The organism is Sphingomonas degradans (assembly GCF_053502645.1).
The window spans coordinates 4045766-4063495 of the sequence record NZ_CP177172.1 but is presented as its reverse complement, the minus strand read 5'-3'; the positions used below and the strand labels follow the sequence as shown (position 1 = coordinate 4063495).

At 66.1% G+C, this 17730-nt stretch carries 18 protein-coding genes and 1 tRNA gene; 12 read left to right on the top strand and 7 right to left on the bottom strand.

Going from position 1 to position 17730, the window contains the following annotated elements:
* Window positions 1-46: 46 nt before the first annotated feature.
* Window positions 47-1507, bottom strand: coding sequence for a S41 family peptidase (locus ACG3SL_RS18665; protein WP_448662658.1), 1461 nt, complete (start codon window positions 1505-1507; stop codon window positions 47-49).
* Between the two features lie 161 nt (window positions 1508-1668).
* Between ACG3SL_RS18665 and ACG3SL_RS18660 the strand changes: the two genes are divergently transcribed.
* Entirely contained in the window at window positions 1669-2052 is a 384-nt protein-coding gene (locus ACG3SL_RS18660; RefSeq protein WP_448662657.1) for a PRC-barrel domain-containing protein, read from the top strand.
* Between the two features lie 35 nt (window positions 2053-2087).
* Here the strand turns inward: ACG3SL_RS18660 and ACG3SL_RS18655 are convergent, their stop codons facing one another.
* The 3 genes from ACG3SL_RS18655 to ung all read right to left on the bottom strand — a co-directional run bounded on the left by ACG3SL_RS18655 (window position 2088) and on the right by ung (window position 3416).
* Entirely contained in the window at window positions 2088-2300 is a 213-nt protein-coding gene (locus ACG3SL_RS18655; RefSeq protein ID WP_448662656.1) for a DUF2061 domain-containing protein, read from the bottom strand.
* A 95-nt stretch (window positions 2301-2395) separates the two neighbouring features.
* Complete coding sequence (locus tag ACG3SL_RS18650) at window positions 2396-2704, bottom strand: alkylphosphonate utilization protein (protein ID WP_448662655.1); 309 nt, start codon at window positions 2702-2704, stop codon at window positions 2396-2398.
* Window positions 2705-2708: 4 nt separating this feature from the next.
* Window positions 2709-3416 (bottom strand): uracil-DNA glycosylase, encoded by a 708-nt coding sequence (gene ung, locus ACG3SL_RS18645; protein WP_448662654.1) that lies wholly within the window; start codon window positions 3414-3416, stop codon window positions 2709-2711.
* Between the two features lie 65 nt (window positions 3417-3481).
* Between ung and ACG3SL_RS18640 the strand changes: the two genes are divergently transcribed.
* Window positions 3482-3853 carry a tRNA-binding protein gene (locus tag ACG3SL_RS18640; protein ID WP_448662653.1) on the top strand — a complete coding sequence of 124 codons (372 nt, stop codon included), beginning with the start codon at window positions 3482-3484 and terminating at the stop codon, window positions 3851-3853.
* A 152-nt stretch (window positions 3854-4005) separates the two neighbouring features.
* Here the strand turns inward: ACG3SL_RS18640 and ubiG are convergent, their stop codons facing one another.
* A complete protein-coding gene (gene ubiG, locus ACG3SL_RS18635; protein WP_448662652.1) occupies window positions 4006-4737 on the bottom strand; it encodes a bifunctional 2-polyprenyl-6-hydroxyphenol methylase/3-demethylubiquinol 3-O-methyltransferase UbiG in 732 nt (243 codons plus the stop codon).
* Between the two features lie 58 nt (window positions 4738-4795).
* Here ubiG and ACG3SL_RS18630 point away from each other — a divergent pair, with 58 nt between their 5' ends.
* The 3 genes from ACG3SL_RS18630 to ACG3SL_RS18620 all read left to right on the top strand — a co-directional run bounded on the left by ACG3SL_RS18630 (window position 4796) and on the right by ACG3SL_RS18620 (window position 8070).
* Window positions 4796-6046, top strand: coding sequence for an aspartate kinase (locus ACG3SL_RS18630; RefSeq protein ID WP_448662651.1), 1251 nt, complete (start codon window positions 4796-4798; stop codon window positions 6044-6046).
* 141 nt (window positions 6047-6187) lie between these two features.
* Window positions 6188-6985 (top strand): hypothetical protein, encoded by a 798-nt coding sequence (locus ACG3SL_RS18625; protein WP_448662650.1) that lies wholly within the window; start codon window positions 6188-6190, stop codon window positions 6983-6985.
* A gap of 98 nt (window positions 6986-7083) precedes the next feature.
* Window positions 7084-8070, top strand: coding sequence for an NAD(P)H-dependent flavin oxidoreductase (locus ACG3SL_RS18620; protein WP_448665168.1), 987 nt, complete (start codon window positions 7084-7086; stop codon window positions 8068-8070).
* Between the two features lie 34 nt (window positions 8071-8104).
* Here ACG3SL_RS18620 and ACG3SL_RS18615 read toward each other — a convergent pair whose 3' ends face one another.
* Window positions 8105-8980, bottom strand: a complete 876-nt coding sequence (locus ACG3SL_RS18615; protein ID WP_448662649.1) for a peptidylprolyl isomerase — start codon at window positions 8978-8980, stop codon at window positions 8105-8107.
* Between the two features lie 78 nt (window positions 8981-9058).
* On the opposite strand from ACG3SL_RS18615, the gene ACG3SL_RS18610 reads away from it, so the two are divergent.
* Window positions 9059-9149 (top strand) — tRNA-Ser (locus ACG3SL_RS18610).
* A 195-nt stretch (window positions 9150-9344) separates the two neighbouring features.
* Window positions 9345-9716, top strand: coding sequence for a prolyl oligopeptidase family serine peptidase (locus ACG3SL_RS18605; protein WP_448662648.1), 372 nt, complete (start codon window positions 9345-9347; stop codon window positions 9714-9716).
* A gap of 17 nt (window positions 9717-9733) precedes the next feature.
* Here the strand turns inward: ACG3SL_RS18605 and ACG3SL_RS18600 are convergent, their stop codons facing one another.
* Window positions 9734-10252 (bottom strand): asparagine synthase-related protein, encoded by a 519-nt coding sequence (locus tag ACG3SL_RS18600; RefSeq protein ID WP_448662647.1) that lies wholly within the window; start codon window positions 10250-10252, stop codon window positions 9734-9736.
* Between the two features lie 290 nt (window positions 10253-10542).
* Between ACG3SL_RS18600 and ACG3SL_RS18595 the strand changes: the two genes are divergently transcribed.
* The 5 genes from ACG3SL_RS18595 to ACG3SL_RS18575 all read left to right on the top strand — a co-directional run bounded on the left by ACG3SL_RS18595 (window position 10543) and on the right by ACG3SL_RS18575 (window position 17630).
* A complete protein-coding gene (locus ACG3SL_RS18595) occupies window positions 10543-11037 on the top strand; it encodes a hypothetical protein (protein WP_448662646.1) in 495 nt (164 codons plus the stop codon).
* 59 nt (window positions 11038-11096) lie between these two features.
* The gene (locus ACG3SL_RS18590) at window positions 11097-12716 is read left to right on the top strand and encodes a TolC family outer membrane protein (protein WP_448662645.1); all 1620 of its coding nucleotides are present in this window, start codon (window positions 11097-11099) and stop codon (window positions 12714-12716) included.
* Between the two features lie 11 nt (window positions 12717-12727).
* Complete coding sequence (locus ACG3SL_RS18585) at window positions 12728-14884, top strand: type I secretion system permease/ATPase (protein ID WP_448662644.1); 2157 nt, start codon at window positions 12728-12730, stop codon at window positions 14882-14884.
* On the top strand, window positions 14881-16275 hold the full coding sequence (locus ACG3SL_RS18580; RefSeq protein WP_448662643.1) for an HlyD family type I secretion periplasmic adaptor subunit: 1395 nt from the start codon (window positions 14881-14883) through the stop codon (window positions 16273-16275). Before ACG3SL_RS18585 ends, ACG3SL_RS18580 begins: the two co-directional genes overlap by 4 nt.
* 710 nt (window positions 16276-16985) lie before the next feature.
* Window positions 16986-17630 (top strand): hypothetical protein, encoded by a 645-nt coding sequence (locus tag ACG3SL_RS18575; RefSeq protein ID WP_448662642.1) that lies wholly within the window; start codon window positions 16986-16988, stop codon window positions 17628-17630.
* The last annotated feature ends 100 nt before the right edge of the window (window positions 17631-17730 follow it).

Below are 17730 nucleotides of genomic sequence, written 5' to 3'. Positions count from 1 at the left end.
CCGGCTTCCGCAGCCTAAACTTCGACAACGAATGCCCCCGCCGCCCTCAATAGGCGCCGGGCACTTCGCGCTGCACCGGGCTGGGCCGCGCCGGGGTGAGCAGCCGCGTTTCGGGCGTGCCCAGCGCCACGCGCTCGGCGCTCGCGGTCGCCAGGCTGGCGCTGATCGGGGTACAGCTGCGGCCCGCCAGATAGTCCATCGCCGCGCGGGTCGATGCCTCCGCCGGATCGCCCAGCGGGTGGGCGATGTCGTCCACCGCGCGGCAACTCGCCTCCATCGTGCTCGCCAGGCCGTTGTAATAATTGCCCTGCCGCGCGCTGTTCTGCACCGCCAGCGCGATCACGCGCAGCCGGTCGTCGCACTGGGTGCGGTCCAGCGCGATCTGTCCCACCGGCTTGCCATAGGTGTTGGTGCCGATCAGCCCGGCATTGGTGTGGAGATAGGGGACGAAGGCGTTGATCACCATCTCGCTCGCCGACGCCGTGCCGCCGGTGCCGATGAACGCGATCCGGGTCGGCGCCACCGATTCGGCCTGGGGCCGGAAATAGCGCACGCTGTTTTCCGCCGATTTTTCGGGGCGGAAGGTGACGTAATCGAACACGTCCGACGCCGCGCGATTGGCCCCCATCAGGTCGCCCATCAGCTCGGCGATCGAAATCAGCCCGCCGCCATTGTAGCGCAGGTCGACGATCAGCTTGGTCACCCCCGCCGCGCGAAACTGGGCAAAGGCGGTGCGAAGCGCCGGGTCGGCGGTCTCGATGAAGGTGCGCAGGTTGAGATAGCCGATCTTGGTGCCGCCATCGTCCAGGATGCGCGCGCCGTACCGGCTCGACACCGGCGGCAGCGCGTAATCGGCCTTGGCGACGGTCAGGTCGCGGGTGCCGCTCGCATCGGCGATGCGCAGCACGCGGGTGGTGCCCACGGTCGACGGGCCGAGCGCGTTGTTGACGCCGTCGGGCCCCTCCGTCGCCAGGATCGCGGAGACAGTGCGCAGACTGCCCGCGCTGGTGCCGATCGCGACGATCTCTGCCCCCCGGTCGATGCCCGCGGTCAGCGCGGGGCCGCCTTCGAACGATTCGGCGATGAAGATGCGGCGGTTGACCGAATCATAGCCCAGCCGAAAGCCGAACCCGGCGCTGGAGCCCGATGCGTAATAGGCATTTTCTTCGGCGATCGACGTCAGATAGGTGAAGTACCGGTCCTTGTTCTGCGCCCGCGCGTTGGCGGTGAGCGCGTCGATATAGTCGTCGACACTGGTATAGGCGGCGGGGTTCAACCCGGTGGGCAGCGTCTCGGGAAACAGATACCATTCGCGCAGCTGCGCCGCCGCCCAGTCCTGTCGCTCGCGCAGGGTACAGCCATTGGCGGCGGATGTCGGCGTGGGGGTGGGGGTCACCGTGCCGGTCCCGCCCGGCACCGATACGCTGCCCCCGCCGCCGCCGCCGCCCCCACAGGATGCGAGCAACGACACGGCACTGACCAGACCCAGCAGACGCGACGGCTTCATCTTGGCTACCCCCTTGTCGGCCAAGGCTAGAACGCGATCGCGCCCCTGTCAGCCGCCAATGTTGCTGGGGCGTAAGCTACGGTGACCCTGTGCTTTTTCGGGAACAACCCACGGTGCCCGCCCATTATCCCCGTATCCGATAACAAACAGGAGACGATGCCATGGCCTATGAAGCCGCCACCCAGACCCGCGCTGCCCAGGAAGGCCGCGCGCTGATTTCGTCCGAACGTGTCGACGGCACTTCGGTCTATGACCGCGAGGGCGAAAAGCTCGGCGCGATCCACCACCTGATGATCGACAAGCGCAGCGGCAAGGTCGAATATGCGGTGATGAGCTTTGGCGGCCTGTTCGGGCTGGGCGAGGATTATTACCCGCTGCCATGGCACGTCCTGTCCTATGACAGCGAGCGCGGCGGCTATGCCGTCAATCTCGACAAGGACGTGCTGAACATCGATGCCCCGCATTATGGCGCGGAGCGCGAGCCCGGCTGGGACGACGACTTCGCCACGCAGCTGGATACGCATTACGAGCGCGTCCGGCTCTGATGCCCTGAAGGCGCGCTCCCGACGGGCGCGCGCCGTCAGGCTGGAAGCAGCGCGCCTAGCGAGGCGCGCCGGTCCACGCGCTTCCACGCCTGTTCGTGGAAGAAGAAGGCGACGGCGTTGATGCACGGCTCGATCAGCGCGATCCCGCCCGCCAGGCTCAGCGAGCCGGTAAAGGCGTACGCGACCGTGAAGCCCACAGTGAGGTGGATCGACAGATAGGTCAGCGTCTTGGCGAGATCGCGGGGCATAGGGAGTCTCCACTGGGTGTGGAGCCGATATATTGCGAATGGTTCGCAACTACCAACGCAGTGCCACGCCCTGTGTGATCGAGCCGCTCGATCAATCAGCGCTTGCGGACGAACTCCGCGCGCAGCACGAGCCCCTTTATCCCATCATATTTGCAGTCGATTTCCTGCTCATCGCCGGTCAACCGAATCGACTTGATCAGCGTGCCGCGCTTCAGCGTCTGGCCCGCACCCTTGACGGTCAGATCCTTGATCAGCGTCACCTGGTCGCCATCGGCGAGAAGGTTGCCCACCGAATCGCGGACCTCGACCGTGTCGGCGCTCTCCGCCTTGGCCTTTGCGTCGGCGGCGCTGATCCACTCGCCGGTTGCTTCGTCATAGACGAATGCATCGTCGTCATCGGCCATGTATTCAATTCTCCGTTGGAATGGGCGGCAATGCCCAGTCGATGGGCATTCGCCCGTGGCTCGTCAGGAAGCTATTCGCCTGCGAGAAATGGCGGCATCCGAAAAAGCCCGAATGCGCCGAAAGCGGGGAGGGGTGCGGCGCCTTCAGCACCAGATGGCGGCCGCCGCGATCGACTGAGTCGACGAACGCGGCCTTTTTCTGGGCATGGCTGCCCCAGAGCAGGAACACCACCGGCTCCGGGCTGGCGTTCACCAGCCGGATGACGGCATCGGTGAACTGCTCCCACCCGCGCTTCTGGTGCGACGCGGCCATGCCCTGTTCGACGGTGAGCACCGCGTTGAGCAGCAATACGCCCTGCCGTGCCCAATGTTCGAGGAAGCCGTGGGGCGCGCGCGGGATGCCGAGGTCCGCCTCCATCTCCTTGTAGATATTCACAAGGCTGGGCGGGGTCCGCACGCCCGGCTGGACCGAGAAGCACAGCCCGTGCGCCTGCCCTTCGCCATGATAGGGGTCCTGCCCCAGGATGACGACGCGAACCTGGTCGAGCGGGGTGAGGTCCAGCGCGCGGAACCAGTTGGCGGAGGGCGGGAAGATGCGCTTGCCCGCCGCTTTTTCCGCGACCAGGAACGCGCGCAGCGCCGCCATATACGGGCTCGCAAATTCCGTGCGCAGCGGCGCCAGCCAGCTTGGGTGCAGTTTCGGTTCGCCCATGCCGCGCGCTGTCCGCAATGCGGCGGGCCCTGTCAACCAAGCGCGCCCCGCGATATGCTGTGCCAATGCACGTCACCCACGATCCCGCCGCCGTCCCTGCCGACACGATCGGCTTCGACCAGTTCCTGGCGGTCGACATCCGCGTCGGCACGGTGGTGGAGGCCGCGCCCTATCCCGAGGCGCGCAAGCCTTCGTACAAACTGCTGATCGATTTCGGCCCGGTGATCGGCCGCAAGCGCTCGTCGGCGCAGATCACCGAACATTATACGCCAGAGGCACTGGTCGGCACCCAGGTCGCCGCCGTCGTCAACTTCCCGCCGCGCCAGATCGGCAAGTTCCTGTCCGAAGTGCTGACGCTGGGCTTCCCGGATGCCGAGGGCAAGGTGGTGCTGGTGCGGCCGAGCGTGGCGGTGCCCGATGGCGGGCGGTTGTTTTAGCAATCCCGTCACCCCGGGCTTGACCCGGGGCCCCGCTTCTTCCGGTCTCAGCCAATCGTGTTCGGGGCTCCGAAAGTCGCACCCGATGGGTCGTCACCATGGTTAGCTGGGCCCCGGGTCAAGCCCGGGGTGACGAGAGGGGGGGGGGACGTTCAGCCCCGTACCGCCGTCACCAGATAGTTCAGCGTCTCGTCCGTGCCCGTCACGAACCCCCGCGCGGGTGAGAAGCCCAGCCCGGCGCGGTTGACTACCCGCATCCCCGCCGCCTCAAGCAAGCCGATCAGTTCGTCGGGCTTCAGGAACTGGCTCCAGTCGTGCGTGCCCCTGGGGATCGCGCCGGTGCCTTCGCCCAGCGTAATCATCGCCAGCCGCGACAGCGCGGTGCGATTGGGGGTGGACAGGATCAGCAGCCCGCCCGGCGCGACCACCCCGGCCAGCGTCGCGACGAAGGCGGCGGGATCGGTGACATGCTCGACGACTTCCATCGACGTCACCAGATCGAATTGGCGCCCGGCCAGCTGCTCGACCTCGCCGGCGATATACTCGATCGCGAGCCCCCCGGCCTCGGCATGGGCGCGCGCCGCGCCGATATTCTCGGGCGCCGCATCCACGCCGGTCACCTGCGCGCCCATCCGTGCCAGCGGTTCGGCCAGCAGCCCGGCGCCGCACCCGGCGTCCAGCGCGGTGCGCCCGGCAAGGGGGGCGAATCCGCTCGCATCGCCGCCCCACTGCGCGTCCACCGCTTCGCGGATATAGCCCAGCCGCGCAGGATTCAGCCTGTGCAACATGGCCGAGGAGCCCTTTGGATTCCACCAATCGGCCGCCAGACGACCGAAATGTTCAGCTTCGCGGGGGTCAATCGTTGCTTTGGTTGCGTTTGCCATGCCGCCCTCCTATCAGCCTCGCCCATCTCTCCCAAGGGCAGGAAACAAGCAACCAGCCATGGCGCGCATCGTAATGAAGTTTGGCGGCACCTCGATGGCCGGCATCGAGCGTATCCGCAACGTCGCCGCCCGCGTGAAGCGCGAGTGGGAAGCCGGCAACCAGATTGCCGTCGTCGTCTCCGCCATGGCGGGGGAGACCGACCGGCTGGTCGGCTTCTGCCGCGAGGCATCGTCGCTGTACGACACCCGCGAATATGACGTCGTCGTATCGGCGGGCGAGCAGGTCACCAGCGGGCTGCTCGCGATCGCGCTCCAGGCGATCGGCGTGCCCGCGCGCTCGTGGCTCGGCTGGCAACTGCCGATCCACACCAGCAGCGCACATGCCTCCGCCCGGATCGATTCGATCGACACGGTCGCGCTCGACGCCAGCCTGGCCAAGGGCGAAGTCGCCGTCATCCCGGGCTTCCAGGGCGTGGCCGAGGGCGACCGCGTCACCACGCTGGGCCGGGGCGGATCGGACACGTCGGCAGTGGCGATGGCGGCGGCGATGCAGGCCGATCGCTGCGACATCTACACCGATGTCGACGGCGTCTATACCACCGATCCGCGCATCGTGCCGCGCGCGCGCAAGCTCAAGCGGGTCACCTATGAGGAAATGCTCGAGCTCGCCAGCGTCGGGGCCAAGGTGCTCCAGACCCGCTCGGTAGGGCTCGCCATGAAGGAAGGCGTCCGCGTCCAGGTGCTGTCTTCGTTCGTCGACGCCGATGGCGCGAGCGAACCCGGCACGCTGATCGTGGGCGAAGAGGAGATCGACGATATGGAACGCCAGCTCATCACCGGCATCGCGCACGACAAGAACGAAGCCAAGATCACGCTTACCGAAGTCCCCGATCGTCCGGGCGCGGTCGCATCGATCTTCACCCCGCTGGCCGATGCCTCGATCAACGTGGACATGATCGTCCAGAACATCGCGCATTCGGCGGGGTCCACCGACGTGACCTTCACCGTGCCGACCGCCGAACTCGCCCGCGCGCTCGACGTGCTGGAGCGGCAGAAGGACGAGATCGGTTATGTGAAGCTGGTCCACGACACGCGCGTGTCGAAGATCTCGATCGTCGGCGTGGGGATGCGCAGCCATGCGGGCGTCGCGGCCACCATGTTCAAGACGCTGGGCGATCGCGGGATCAATATCCAGGCGATCACCACGTCGGAAATCAAGGTGTCGGTGCTGATCGAGGAGGATTACACCGAACTGGCGGTGCGCGTGCTGCACACCGCCTATGGCCTCGACAGCGAAGACGCGGCGTAAGGGGAGGGGGCGTGCCGCGCCGCCGGTCCGCCCTTTCCTGACATTTTTCGGTCGCGTTGGCGCCGTATCCATGGTGTTGGTCGCGGATCGTGAGGGCGTCTCCCCTCGTCCGCCGTCGTTCGAGGTTCAGACCTAAGCCCCATGGAAGCGCCGCCGCGGACCCTGCTGCCCGAATGGCTGCGCACGGTGCTGGGGCGTCGCGGCGCGGCGTTCGTGCTGGCGCTGATCGTAGAGCTGCTGCTGGCGCTGTTGCTGCTGTTTTTCCTGTCGCCAAAGCTGACCGGCACCGACAAGGGCAAGACCCCGGCGATCTTCGGCTTCGACGTGTCCGGCGAGAAGGCGGCGGACAAGGCAGAGGCTGCCAAGGCGAAGCCCAAGCCCAAGAGCGACGCCAAGGCCGAAGTGAAGCCGGTGACGCCCCCGCCGCCTCCGCCCGAAACGCCCCCGCCGCCGCCGCCGGTGAGCACCCCCAATTCGACGCTGCCGTTCATCCGCATGACCCGGCGCGACTATGCCGCGTCCGACATCGCCAAGGCCCCGGCCAGCGCGCCGTCTTCGTCCGATTCCTCGGCCGACGTGGCGGAGGCGGGCGGCGGCGGTTCGATGCCGGGCGACAGCGAACAGGTGGGCACCGCGCCCAATGGCGAGCCTCTCTACGCCGCGGAATGGTATCGCCGGCCGACCGATGCGCAGCTCAGTCCGTATCTCTCGCCGCGTGCGCGCGGACCCGGCTGGGGGCTGATCGCGTGCCGGACGATCGCGCGCTATCAGGTCACCGATTGCCAGGAGCTGGGCGAGGGGCCGCGCGGATCGGGCTATGCCGGATCGGTGCGCCAGGCGGCGTTCCAGTTCCTCGTCCGCCCGCCGCGCAAGGGCGGCAAGCCGATGATCGGCAGCTGGGTCTCGATCCGCATCGATTATACCCAGCGGCCCAAATAGCCGCCCGTGCGCAAGCGGGCTTGCAGGGGCGCTGCCCGCGCGGCTAGGCCGGTGCCATGACAACGAACACGATCGGCGCCGAGCGCCTTGCCCGGCGCATGGCGCGCGGATGCGAATTTCTGGGCAGCGAGGTCGCGATCCTGTGCGGCGCGATGTCGTGGGTGAGCGAGCGTAACCTGGTTTCCGCCATGTCGAACGCGGGCGGCTTCGGCCTGATCGCATGCGGCGCGATGACGCCCGAGCTGCTCGACGCTGAAATCACCGCGACCAAGGCGCTGACCGACAAGCCCTTTGGCGTGAACCTCATCACCATGCACCCGAAGCTGATGGAGCTGATCGAGGTGTGCACCCGCCACGGCGTCACGCATGTCGTGCTGGCCGGCGGGCTGCCGCCTGCGGGCAGCATCGACGCGATCAAGGCGGGTGGGGCCAAGCTGATCTGCTTTGCTCCGGCGCTCAGCCTGGCGAAGAAGCTGATCCGCTCCGGCGTCGACGCGCTGGTGGTCGAGGGGATGGAGGCCGGCGGCCATATCGGCCCGGTATCGACCAGCGTGCTGGCGCAGGAAATCCTGCCTGAAGTCTCCGAACAGGTGCCCGTGTTCGTCGCGGGCGGCATCGGCCGGGGCGAGGCGATTGCCGGCTATCTCGATATGGGCGCGGCCGGCGTTCAGCTCGGCACGCGCTTCGTCTGCGCGACCGAGAGCATCGCGCACCCCAATTTCAAGAAAGCGTTCCTGCGCGCCTCGGCCCGCGATGCGATCGCCAGCGTCCAGATCGACCCGCGCCTGCCGGTGATCCCGGTGCGCGCGCTCAAGAATGCGGGGGCCGAGCTGTTCACTGCCAAGCAGCGCGAAGTCGCCCAGCTGCTCGACGAGGGCAAGGTCGAGATGATGGAGGCCCAGCTTCAGATCGAGCATTATTGGGCAGGCGCGCTGCGCCGCGCGGTGATCGACGGCGATGTCGAGCATGGCTCGGTGATGGCCGGCCAGTCGGTCGGCATGGTGACCAGGGAAGAGCCGGTCGCCGTAATCCTCGCGACGCTGATGGCCGAAGCGGCGCACGCGCTGGAGAAGCGCGCGGCCTGAGGAAGGGGGCGGCAGTCGCGTCGCCCCGAGCCCTTTACCGCGCGCGGCGCACCGGCGCCTCGGCGTTGCAGATCTCGACGCCGCCGGCGGGCACCTTGAAGAAATCATTCTTGCGGTTCTCGCGGCCCAGAACCCATGCCGCAAAGCGCGGATTGTCGGTCGCGCGATACTGGAAATGCGGGCGTTCGTCCTCGGGCAACTGGCTGGCGAGCCGCACCGACAGGATCGGAAGGCGCTCCGCCTCGGTCTCATAGACCCCCAGATTGGCCGTGCCGCGCGGCAGGCTGGACAGCCATTTCATTCCCTCGATCACCTTGCCCACTACCGCGATGTTGCGGTCCAGGTGGCGCGGCGCGTGGCCGATCACGGTGTAGAGCTCTGATCCGCTGCCGGTGCTGGGCGCCAGATCGCGCGCCACGCCGACCATGCCATAGCAATGCGTCAGCCAGCTCGTCTTGCCATCGGTCGCCAGCGGCCAGCCATCGGCGCTGTGCCCGGTGCGCAGCGCATAGGGGTCGGCACGGGTAAAGCTGGTCACCCCCGCGAAGGGCCCGCCCCATTCATATTCCGGCGCGGGATTGGGGATGACGAGCGGCGGCAGCGGCTTCTGCTCGGTCGCGTCGCCCCATTGCGTCACATAATTGTCCTGCACCCGGTACACGCTGGTCCCGTCCCACCAGCGCGCCTCGGCGAGCTTGCGGATATTGGCGACATGCGCCGGGGCGAAACGCGGGGCGAGGCGGATGAACACCTGGTGCCCACCCTGCAGCGTCATCACCAGGATCTCGCTGTCGGGGATCAGGTGCCAGTCCGAATCGATGGCATCCGCAGGGGTGGGGGCAGGCGCGGTCTGCGCCGTGGCGGCGACCGGAGTGGCGAGCGCGAGGAGCGCGAGGCAGTGCTTGAGCATAGCCGGAAACTGGCACGCGCAGCCCCGCTTGCCTAGCCCGCCCACACCGGCTAGTGCACGCGCCTTCCAGTGCAATGCGGAGCGGTGGCCGAGTGGTCGAAGGCGCTCGCCTGGAAAGTGAGTATACGCCAAAAGCGTATCGAGGGTTCGAATCCCTCCCGCTCCGCCAAAACTCATTGAAATCATTGGATAATTTTCGGGATGCCAGGCTCGCGCCCGGGTCCGCGCCCGGGTTTTTTCGCCGGATTGATACGAACCGCTGCGGCCAACCGTTTGGCAATTGAGCCAGAAGGAGTTCCACTGCGGTCGCGGAGGTCTGAAAATGGCAGACGCATGATCGGGCAGCGTCAATCGACAGCCTCAAATGCAGCGCAAGATGGGCGCGCCACCGGCGACGGGCGACGCCAGCACCTATTGGCGTCCCTATTCGCTGGCGCTCAACGCAGAGCATATCGATACGCCGCTGCTCATGCAGCTCGCCGACGAGGAATATCTGCTCGGCCTGGAGACGTTCACTGCGCTGCGCGAGAAGGACAAGCCCGTCGAGATGCACATCTTTCCCGGCGAGCATCACATGAAATGGCAGCCCGCACATCGCCGGGCGATCTACGAGCGCAATCTCGACTGGTTCGCCTTCTGGCTGCAGCGACACGAAAATTCTGACCCCGCCAAGGCCGCGCAATATCGGCGATGGGAAGCGATGCGCGCAAAGCTGATCGCCCGCGCAGTGCCCTGACCCGAATGGCTATTGCTTCACGCTGCACTTCGGCTCGACCAGCTCCGCGCCCAAGCCTCGACGTCGGCGAGCCGCAGCAGGCGTCCGAAGTCGGCGGGCGCCATCGGCCCCGCCGCGTCCAACGCCTGCTCGACGGCGGCGGTATCGATGATTCCCTGCTGTGCGAGCAGGCCGCCGAGCAGCATTTCGCGCAACGCCGCGCCGTGCCGTTCGCAGATCTCGCCCAGAAACCCATCGGGCGAGCCCTTCGAGCGGCGGCCAGTGATCTCCTCGGGCAGCACCGACGCGAAGGCCCGACGCGCGACGGCGCGGTTGCGGCCGTCCTCGAACCAGCACCAGCTCGGGACGCGCAGGCAGGTCTCCACGAGCGGCTGCCCGAGCAGGGGCACAACCGTCGGAAGATCGGCCTGCGAGTCGGTCCCCTGAAGAAAGCTGTCGGCATAGGCGAGCAGCTTGATATGCGCCGGCCTTGCCGGGGAGCGCTCCTCGCGGCGCCGCCAGCCAGGCATGCGGTGCTGCGGACCCAGCCGCAGCACGCGCAATCCCATTGAGAAAGAGATGGTCGGGTGCGGTCGGGCTGCTGCGTCGCCAAGACCAGGTCCTGCCGACGGCCGCTGCCGCGTGATCTTGGTTGCGGATTTGGTGCCCGTCCATTGGGGCGAAGAAGCGGAGCCTGCCATTGTTTATGCCACGGACACTCTTCCTATTCGTCGATAGATCAGGCATCTGTCATCTGTGTTTGCGACGTTGGGGGAAAGCAAACGATGGTGCCGTGCATTGGGGCGGTGCTACGGGGGGATTGATGCGGAGTGTTAAGAGGGGGGCGGTGCTGGCCGGTTTGCTGGCGCTCGTGGTACTGTTTTTTCCCGATACTGGGGAGGCGCATTCCTATTTGTCCTTGCGCCAGCGCGTGGCGGTCGGTGACTGGAAACTGACAGTTGTCGTCGACCGGTTTTCCGGCGAGCGGCGTTGTCGCCTTGCGACCCGCGGCGGCAATGCACTCTACCGCCACGGCACCATTGCTATCCGCCTTCCGAGGCGCTCCGATCACTCGCAGGCAGTCATCCGCGTGAACGGCGGCGCGCCGACCCGTTGGCGCGATCTGGTTCCCGATCTGGCTAGGGTTGATCCCGGATTCGCTGGCGATCGCGACCCAGGGATGCTGCCGATTCCGCCCGAACTGCTGAAAGCTGCGCAGTCGATTTACGTGTCGCCGGGCTTTGGCAAGCGGGCGCGCGCCTATCGAATTGCGGTTTTCCATGCCGCGCTGGATCGGGCGGTGACGCTTGGCTGCCACCGCACTGCGGCCTTCGTCCGTTGATGGCCAGTTTCACGCGGACATCGGCGCTACTTGCGGCGCTTTCTGGTCTAACCTTCTGCGTGTCTGCCTTCGCCCAATCGCGCGATCAGGCGCTCAACCCTGTCCATTCCCGCTACCCCGGTCCGAAGATCGAAGACGAGGTCGTCGTCGATCCATTGCCGCCGACCGAGGATCTCGCATCCGCCATCGCCGAAGCCTATGAATCCAACCCCGCACTCGGCGCGAGCCGCTATGATCTGCGCGCGACGGACGACAATCTCGGGTTGGCACTGTCCCAAACGCGCGCGACGGTCCAGCTACAGGCCTCCGCAGGATATGACTATACCGATCCGGGGGCGATCACCCAGGCCGGGCGCCCGCTGGTGGACCGGCTCAACAGTCCCGACATTCAGCGCAATGACGTGACGACGCAGCTTGTCGTGGACCAGCCGCTATGGACCGGGGGGCGTGCGCGTGCAGAAGTGCGTGCCGCCCGCGCCGAGAGTAGCGCCGGCCGGGAGTCTCTTCGCGGCGTCGAGGGGGATTTGCTGGTCAACCTGATCGCAACCTATGCCGATGTGCGGAGGGACACTCAGGCGCTGCGGATCCGCGAGCGCAATGTGCGCGTGCTGAAGGCAACCCTCGACGAAGTAGTCGCGCGCCGCGAGGCGGGCGAGCTTACGCGCACCGACATCGCGCAGGCCGAGACCCAGCTCAAAGCGGCCGAAGTACAGCGCACCGCTGCGCAGGCGCAGCTTGAGGCGAGCCGGTCGAGTTTCGCGGCCATCGTCGGGCGGACGCCAGGGCGCCTCGCACCCGAGCCGCCTCTGCCGTTGCTGCCCGCCTCGATCGACGAGGCGTTGGCGACTGCGGCGCGCGCCAATCCGGACCTCGCCGCGGCAATCGCAACCGAGCGCGCGTCGCGCGCGCGGATCGCGGGCGCGCGGGCCGAGGGCAGTCCGACAATCGCACTGCGCGGTACCGCCGGGAGCAATGGCCCGGTTTCGCCGCTCGATAGCCGCGATCAGGATTTCAGTCTCGCAGCCCGCGTGACCTTGACGATTCCGCTGGCGAATGGCGGTCGGGTGCAGGCGCTGATTGCGCAGGCGAAGAACCGCAATACTGCCGACTTCCTGCGGATAGAGGCGACGCGTCGCCAGGTGACCGATGCGGTGCTCGGCGCTTGGAACGCCTGGGCATCGGCCAGCCGCAACGCCGAGGCGCAGCAGGTGCAGCTTCAGGCGGCGCGCATCTATTATGAAGGGACGTTCGAGGAATATCGCGAAGGGCTGCGATCGACCTTCGATGTCCTTTACGCGCAGAACCAGCTGCGCGAAACCGAGATCGGGCTGATCTCCAGCCGGCGAGATGCCTATGTCGCCCAAGCCGCGCTCCTGCGCAGGATCGGTCAACTCGACGCGGGGCGGCTGATGACGGGCACCGGTCTCTACGACCCTGCCGCCTATACCCGAAAGGTCGAAACACGAGCGGCGCTACCCTGGGATGCTGCGTTCCGCTTGTTCGATGACGCCAGTCACACCAGCGATCGGCCACAGCGCACCGAACGGATGCCCCCCGCCTTTGGGACGCCCGAGGTAGCGCCATCGGAGCCGAATACATCGCCGGAGATCGCACCCGCGACAGGCCCGGCGGCTTTGCAGCGTGAAGCGCCCTCTTCGGCGGGCGAGCGTCTGCCATGAGCGAGGGGGACATGCCGGAGACTGCAACCGCGCGGGATGGCGTTGACGATAGCGGGCTTGTCGCATTCGCAACGGTGCTCGCGGTACACCGGATCGCGGTGGATGTCGGTCAGCTTCGGCACAGCCTTGGCCATCACCGCCCGGTCGATGCAGACGACCTGAAGCGTTTGGCCCGGCGGCAGGCTGATGCGCGCGCGCGGGGTGTCTGGACGCGCTACGAAAAGCTTGCGCGCACCCCGTTGCCTGCGCTCGCCAATGGTCCGGCTGGCTGGTTCGTGATTGCGCAGGTCAGCGGGGACGAAGCGATTATCCAGCCGCCATGCCCGAGCCTCGATGGCGTGCAGCCGCAAATACTCAAGGTCACGTGCGACGCGCTGCAGGCGATGTGGTCCGGCGAGTTGGTGCTGATCGCGACGCGCGAGGGCGTGGGAGGCGTCAGCCGGGCGTTCGACGTTTCGTGGTTCATCCCGCAGATCGTCAAGTACAAGCGGCTGATCGGTGAGGTATTGCTGGTAACCCTCGCCATCAACCTGCTCGGGCTCGCCTCGCCGCTGTTCTTCCAGAACGTGATAGACAAGGTGCTCGTCCACAACACGCTGGACACGCTGACGATCCTTGTCCTCGGATTTGGCGTTGTCTCCGTGTGGGAGACGCTGTTCGGATGGCTGCGGACGCGCCTCTACTCGCGCACCAGCCAGAAGATCGACGTCGAGCTTGGCACCAAGCTGTTCCGGCACCTGCTCGGGCTCAACCTCTCCTATTTCGAGGCGCGGCGAGTCGGCGACATTGCGATGCGGGTGCGCCAGCTCGAGACAATCCGCGAGTTCCTGACCAATGCGTCGCTGACCGTGCTCGTCGATCCCTTCTTCACGATCCTCTTCCTGATCGTGATGTGGGTGTATTCGCCGACCTTGTTCCTGATCGCCGTGCTCGCCATACCCTGCTACGCGGCAGTCGCGTTCTTCATCACCGGGCCGCTGCGCGCCCGTATTGAGGAGAAATTCGAGCGCTCGGCCGCCAACAACGCGCTGCTGGTCGAGAGCATCGGCGGCATCCAGACGGTGAAGGCCGGTGCGGTCGAGCCGCAATGGCAGGATCGCTGGGATCGCCAACTCGCGGGCTACAGCCAGGTTAATCAGAAGGTCATCGACCTCGGTAATACGGGATCGCAGCTCATCCAGTTGATCTCGAAGATCAATATGGTGCTGATCCTCTATTTCGGTGCCCAGGCGGTGATCGAGAAGGACCTGACAGTCGGCGGGCTTGTGGCGTTCAACATGTTCGCCCAGCGCGTCTCCGGGCCGGTGATCCGCATCGCGCAATTGTGGCAGGACTTCCAGCAGGTCCGGATCGCCGTCGAGCGGCTGGGCGACGTGCTCAACCAGCCCGTCGAGCCCGGTTCGGGCAGCCGCATCGCGCTTCCCGCGGTGAAGGGCCATGTGGCATTCGAGGGCGTGAAGTTTCGCTACGGGCTGGAGGGCGCCTGGACGCTCGAGGATGTTGATCTGACCGTTCCTGCGGGCGCGACCCTGGGCATTGTGGGTTCGTCGGGGTCGGGCAAGTCGACGCTGACCAAGCTTCTCCAGCGGCTGTACGTGCCTGCCTCGGGCCGCGTGTTGATCGACGGCGTCGATATCGCACAGATCGACCCCGCATGGCTGCGCCGCCAGATCGGCGTTGTCCTCCAGGAGAATCTGCTCTTCAACCGGTCGATTCGAGAGAATATCGCGCTTGCCAATCCCGCGATGCCGCTCGAGCGCGTGATGCAGGCGGCGAACCTCGCCGGGGCGCATGAGTTCATCGTCCGGCTGCCGCAGGGTTATGACACGCCGGTCGAGGAGCGCGGCACAAACCTGTCCGGCGGCCAGCGCCAGCGCCTCGCCATTGCGCGGGCGCTCGTAACCCGACCGCGCATCCTGATCCTCGACGAGGCGACCTCTGCGCTCGACGCCGAAAGCGAGGAGATCGTGCAGAAGAATCTCAAGGCGATCGCCGAAGGGCGCACCGTCATCATCATCGCGCACCGGCTGTCGGCGGTACGGCAGTGCGACATGCTCATCACGCTGGAAGCGGGTCAGATCGTCGAGCGCGGCAGCCACGCCGAATTGCTCGCCGCCAACGGTCGCTACGCCGATCTCCATCGCCGCCAGAGCGGAGTGTCAGCATGAGCGGCTGGCGGCATCACTGGGAGGTGCTGAAACAGGCGCTGCGCGACGACCGCGAACGCCGCAAGCGCTTCGTCCCCTCGGCGGACACCGAGTTTCTGCCCGCGGCGCTCGAAGTTATCGAGCAGCCGGTATCCCCGACCGCACGCATGGTGACCTGGGCAGCGCTTGTCTTTCTGGCGATTACGATTGCCTGGACAGTCTTCGGACGTGTCGATGTGGTGGCGTCAGCGCCGGGCATGATCATCCCGGCAGGCAATGTTAAGCTGGTGCAGTCGCCTGATGCGGGGGTCGTGCGTGCCATCCACGTCCGCAATGGCGACCAGGTGCGCAAGGGGCAGGCGCTGCTCGATCTCGACCCCACTCTCGTCGGCGCCGATCTCGCGCAGGCCGAGAAGGCATTGGCTGCGGCTGAACTGGAGATTGCCCGCAACCTGGCGATCGCCGATGCGCTATCGGGTAAGGGGCTGCGGTTCGTAGCGCCGTTCGGTACGCCGCCCGATATTGCCGATACACAGCATCGACTGATCGCGGCACAACTCGCCGAAATCGAAGCCACGACGGCCAGCCTGAATGCCGCGCGGATGTCGGCGATTTCGGAGGCGGACGCGGCGCGCGCGCAGGTTGCGAAGCTTTCGGATACCGTGCCGCTTCTCGACCGGCAGATCGCCAGCATGAACCGGCTTGATGCGAAGGGATATGCGCCAGGCGCGCGGCTCATCGAGCTGCAACGGCAGCGTCGGCTGGAGTCGGGCGAGCGCGACGTGGCACGGACCCAGATCACCCGCGGAGAGGCTGAAGCGCGCAAGCTCGAAAGCCAGGTCCGAGAAACCCGCGAACAGGCGCGGCGCACCGCCCTCACCGATCTCGCCAAGGCCGAGGCAGAGGCGATCCTGCGGCGCGAGGAGGTAACGAAGGCGCGGCAGAAAAGCCGGTTCCAGCGTCTCGTGTCTTCGGTCGACGGAACCGTACAGCAACTCGAAGCGCACACGATCGGCGGTGTGGTCGAGCCCGCCAAGCCGCTAATGGTGATCGTCCCCCGCGATGCCGGGCTGGAGGTCGAGGCGCGGCTCCTCAACAAGGATGTCGGCTTTGTCCGCGTCGGTCAGGAAGCGTCAGTCAAGCTCGAGGCCTTTCCGTTCACGCGGTACGGCGCGGTGCCCGGCCGCGTCCGCGCGATCAGCCGCGATGCCGTGCAGGATAAGGAGCTCGGGCTCGTCTATGTTGCGACGATCGCGCTGGAACGTTCCTGGGTTGACGCGGATGGACGGCGCTATTCACTTTCGCCGGGGCTCGCGGCTACGGTGGACGTCCGTACCGGCACGCGAAGCATTATCAGCTATTTGTTGAGCCCGTTGCAGTCGACCGTGTCGCAGGCTGGGCGGGAACGTTGAGAATCTGTTCGGAAGTCTTTGTCTATGATTGACCCTTGTGAGGCGAATTTGACAATATCGATTTCAATTCATCTTGCCCGTGGAGTCATGAAGTGTAGATTGGCGCTGCGGAGGGTGGACACGTTGCTACGGATTTGGGATAAAACGCACTTGCGGCCACGCGTCGAGCACGTGGTGACGTTTCGTCGCAATCAAGCTTCGCGGGCGGGATTGGCGCATCAGAGATCTTGGAATTCACGTCGGCCCACATGCAGGACTGTCCGAGTCTCGCCGTCCCTTCTTCCGCTGCCTGTCGCGGGGTTCGCGTCCACACTTGACGTCGAAGACTCTGTGGTAGTCTGTTTGCTGACGTCGGCGCTTTGTCTGCCTCGGGCGCAAACATGAGGCGAGCAGGTTCGCTGCCGGCTTCATCGCTGGCGACTTCTATTTGTGCTGGATTTCTTCTATCCGGTTGCGCGGCCGGGGCCTCATATCAGGACGTCAGTCTGCGCCCCGGTGGAGCGCCGGCTGATGTTCAGGCTCTCGCCGTGAGAGCTAGGACCGGGGACAAGCTAGCGCAACTGGAACTCGGCCGGCGTTTCGAGAGAGGAGACGGCGTTCCGCGTAACTTGGCGCGGGCAGAGGGACTCTATCAGCGTGCTGCGAACGACGATGACGGCAAGGTGCAGGTTTATTCGCCTCCCGTGTCGCACTCAGATACCGGGCGCGTGATGACTCTTGACTTCGGTTTCCGAGCACCCGGGCTCCAGGAGGCGAAAGAGCAACTGGCTGCGCTTCGAGCCGCGTCGGAGCATCAAGATCCCGTGCAGGAACGAGGCGGTCAATGGCAAGTGGTGCCGTGGGGTCCGAGCCAGGTCTACACGGCGATCCTCGCGAACCTAGATCACGATGTCCGGTTGGATCCTGAGAGCATCGGGAGGCGGCTCAGTACCGAAGCAAAGGTTGCCGACGCTTCGGTCGGGCGGACCACGCGCTATAAGTTTACACCCTATTCCTGTGGGTCCAATTTGGCGCGAATCCCCACCGTCTTTATTGGCAGGGTGTGCGCGGGCGGGACGATGATTACGGAGCAGGTATACGCATCTGGCATGGAGCTAAGTCGCGGCGTTGCGGAGCCAGGGTTGTTTATCGGCGCCTTCCTGCGTTCTGCGGCCGCGCGGAATCTCCAGCTCGTAGATCTCAACCTCTATCCAGAGTTCAGAGAGGCGCACTCGGCGAGGAATAGGTCGCTCCGGCTCTCAGCGACGCTCGTACTTTCTCTCACCAACTCTCGTCTCGTGGTGATCTATACCGCAACGGACGATCAGGTGGCTGGCGACCGGGTCATGTTCATCGTCATCTATGGGAGAGGCTGATCGCATGCCGCCAAGCTCGTGCATCGTATTCTGGCCGACCAGCTCGAGGAGGCGTACGCACTTAACTCTGCCACGCTGCGCCGCTCGACGATCTGCGTGG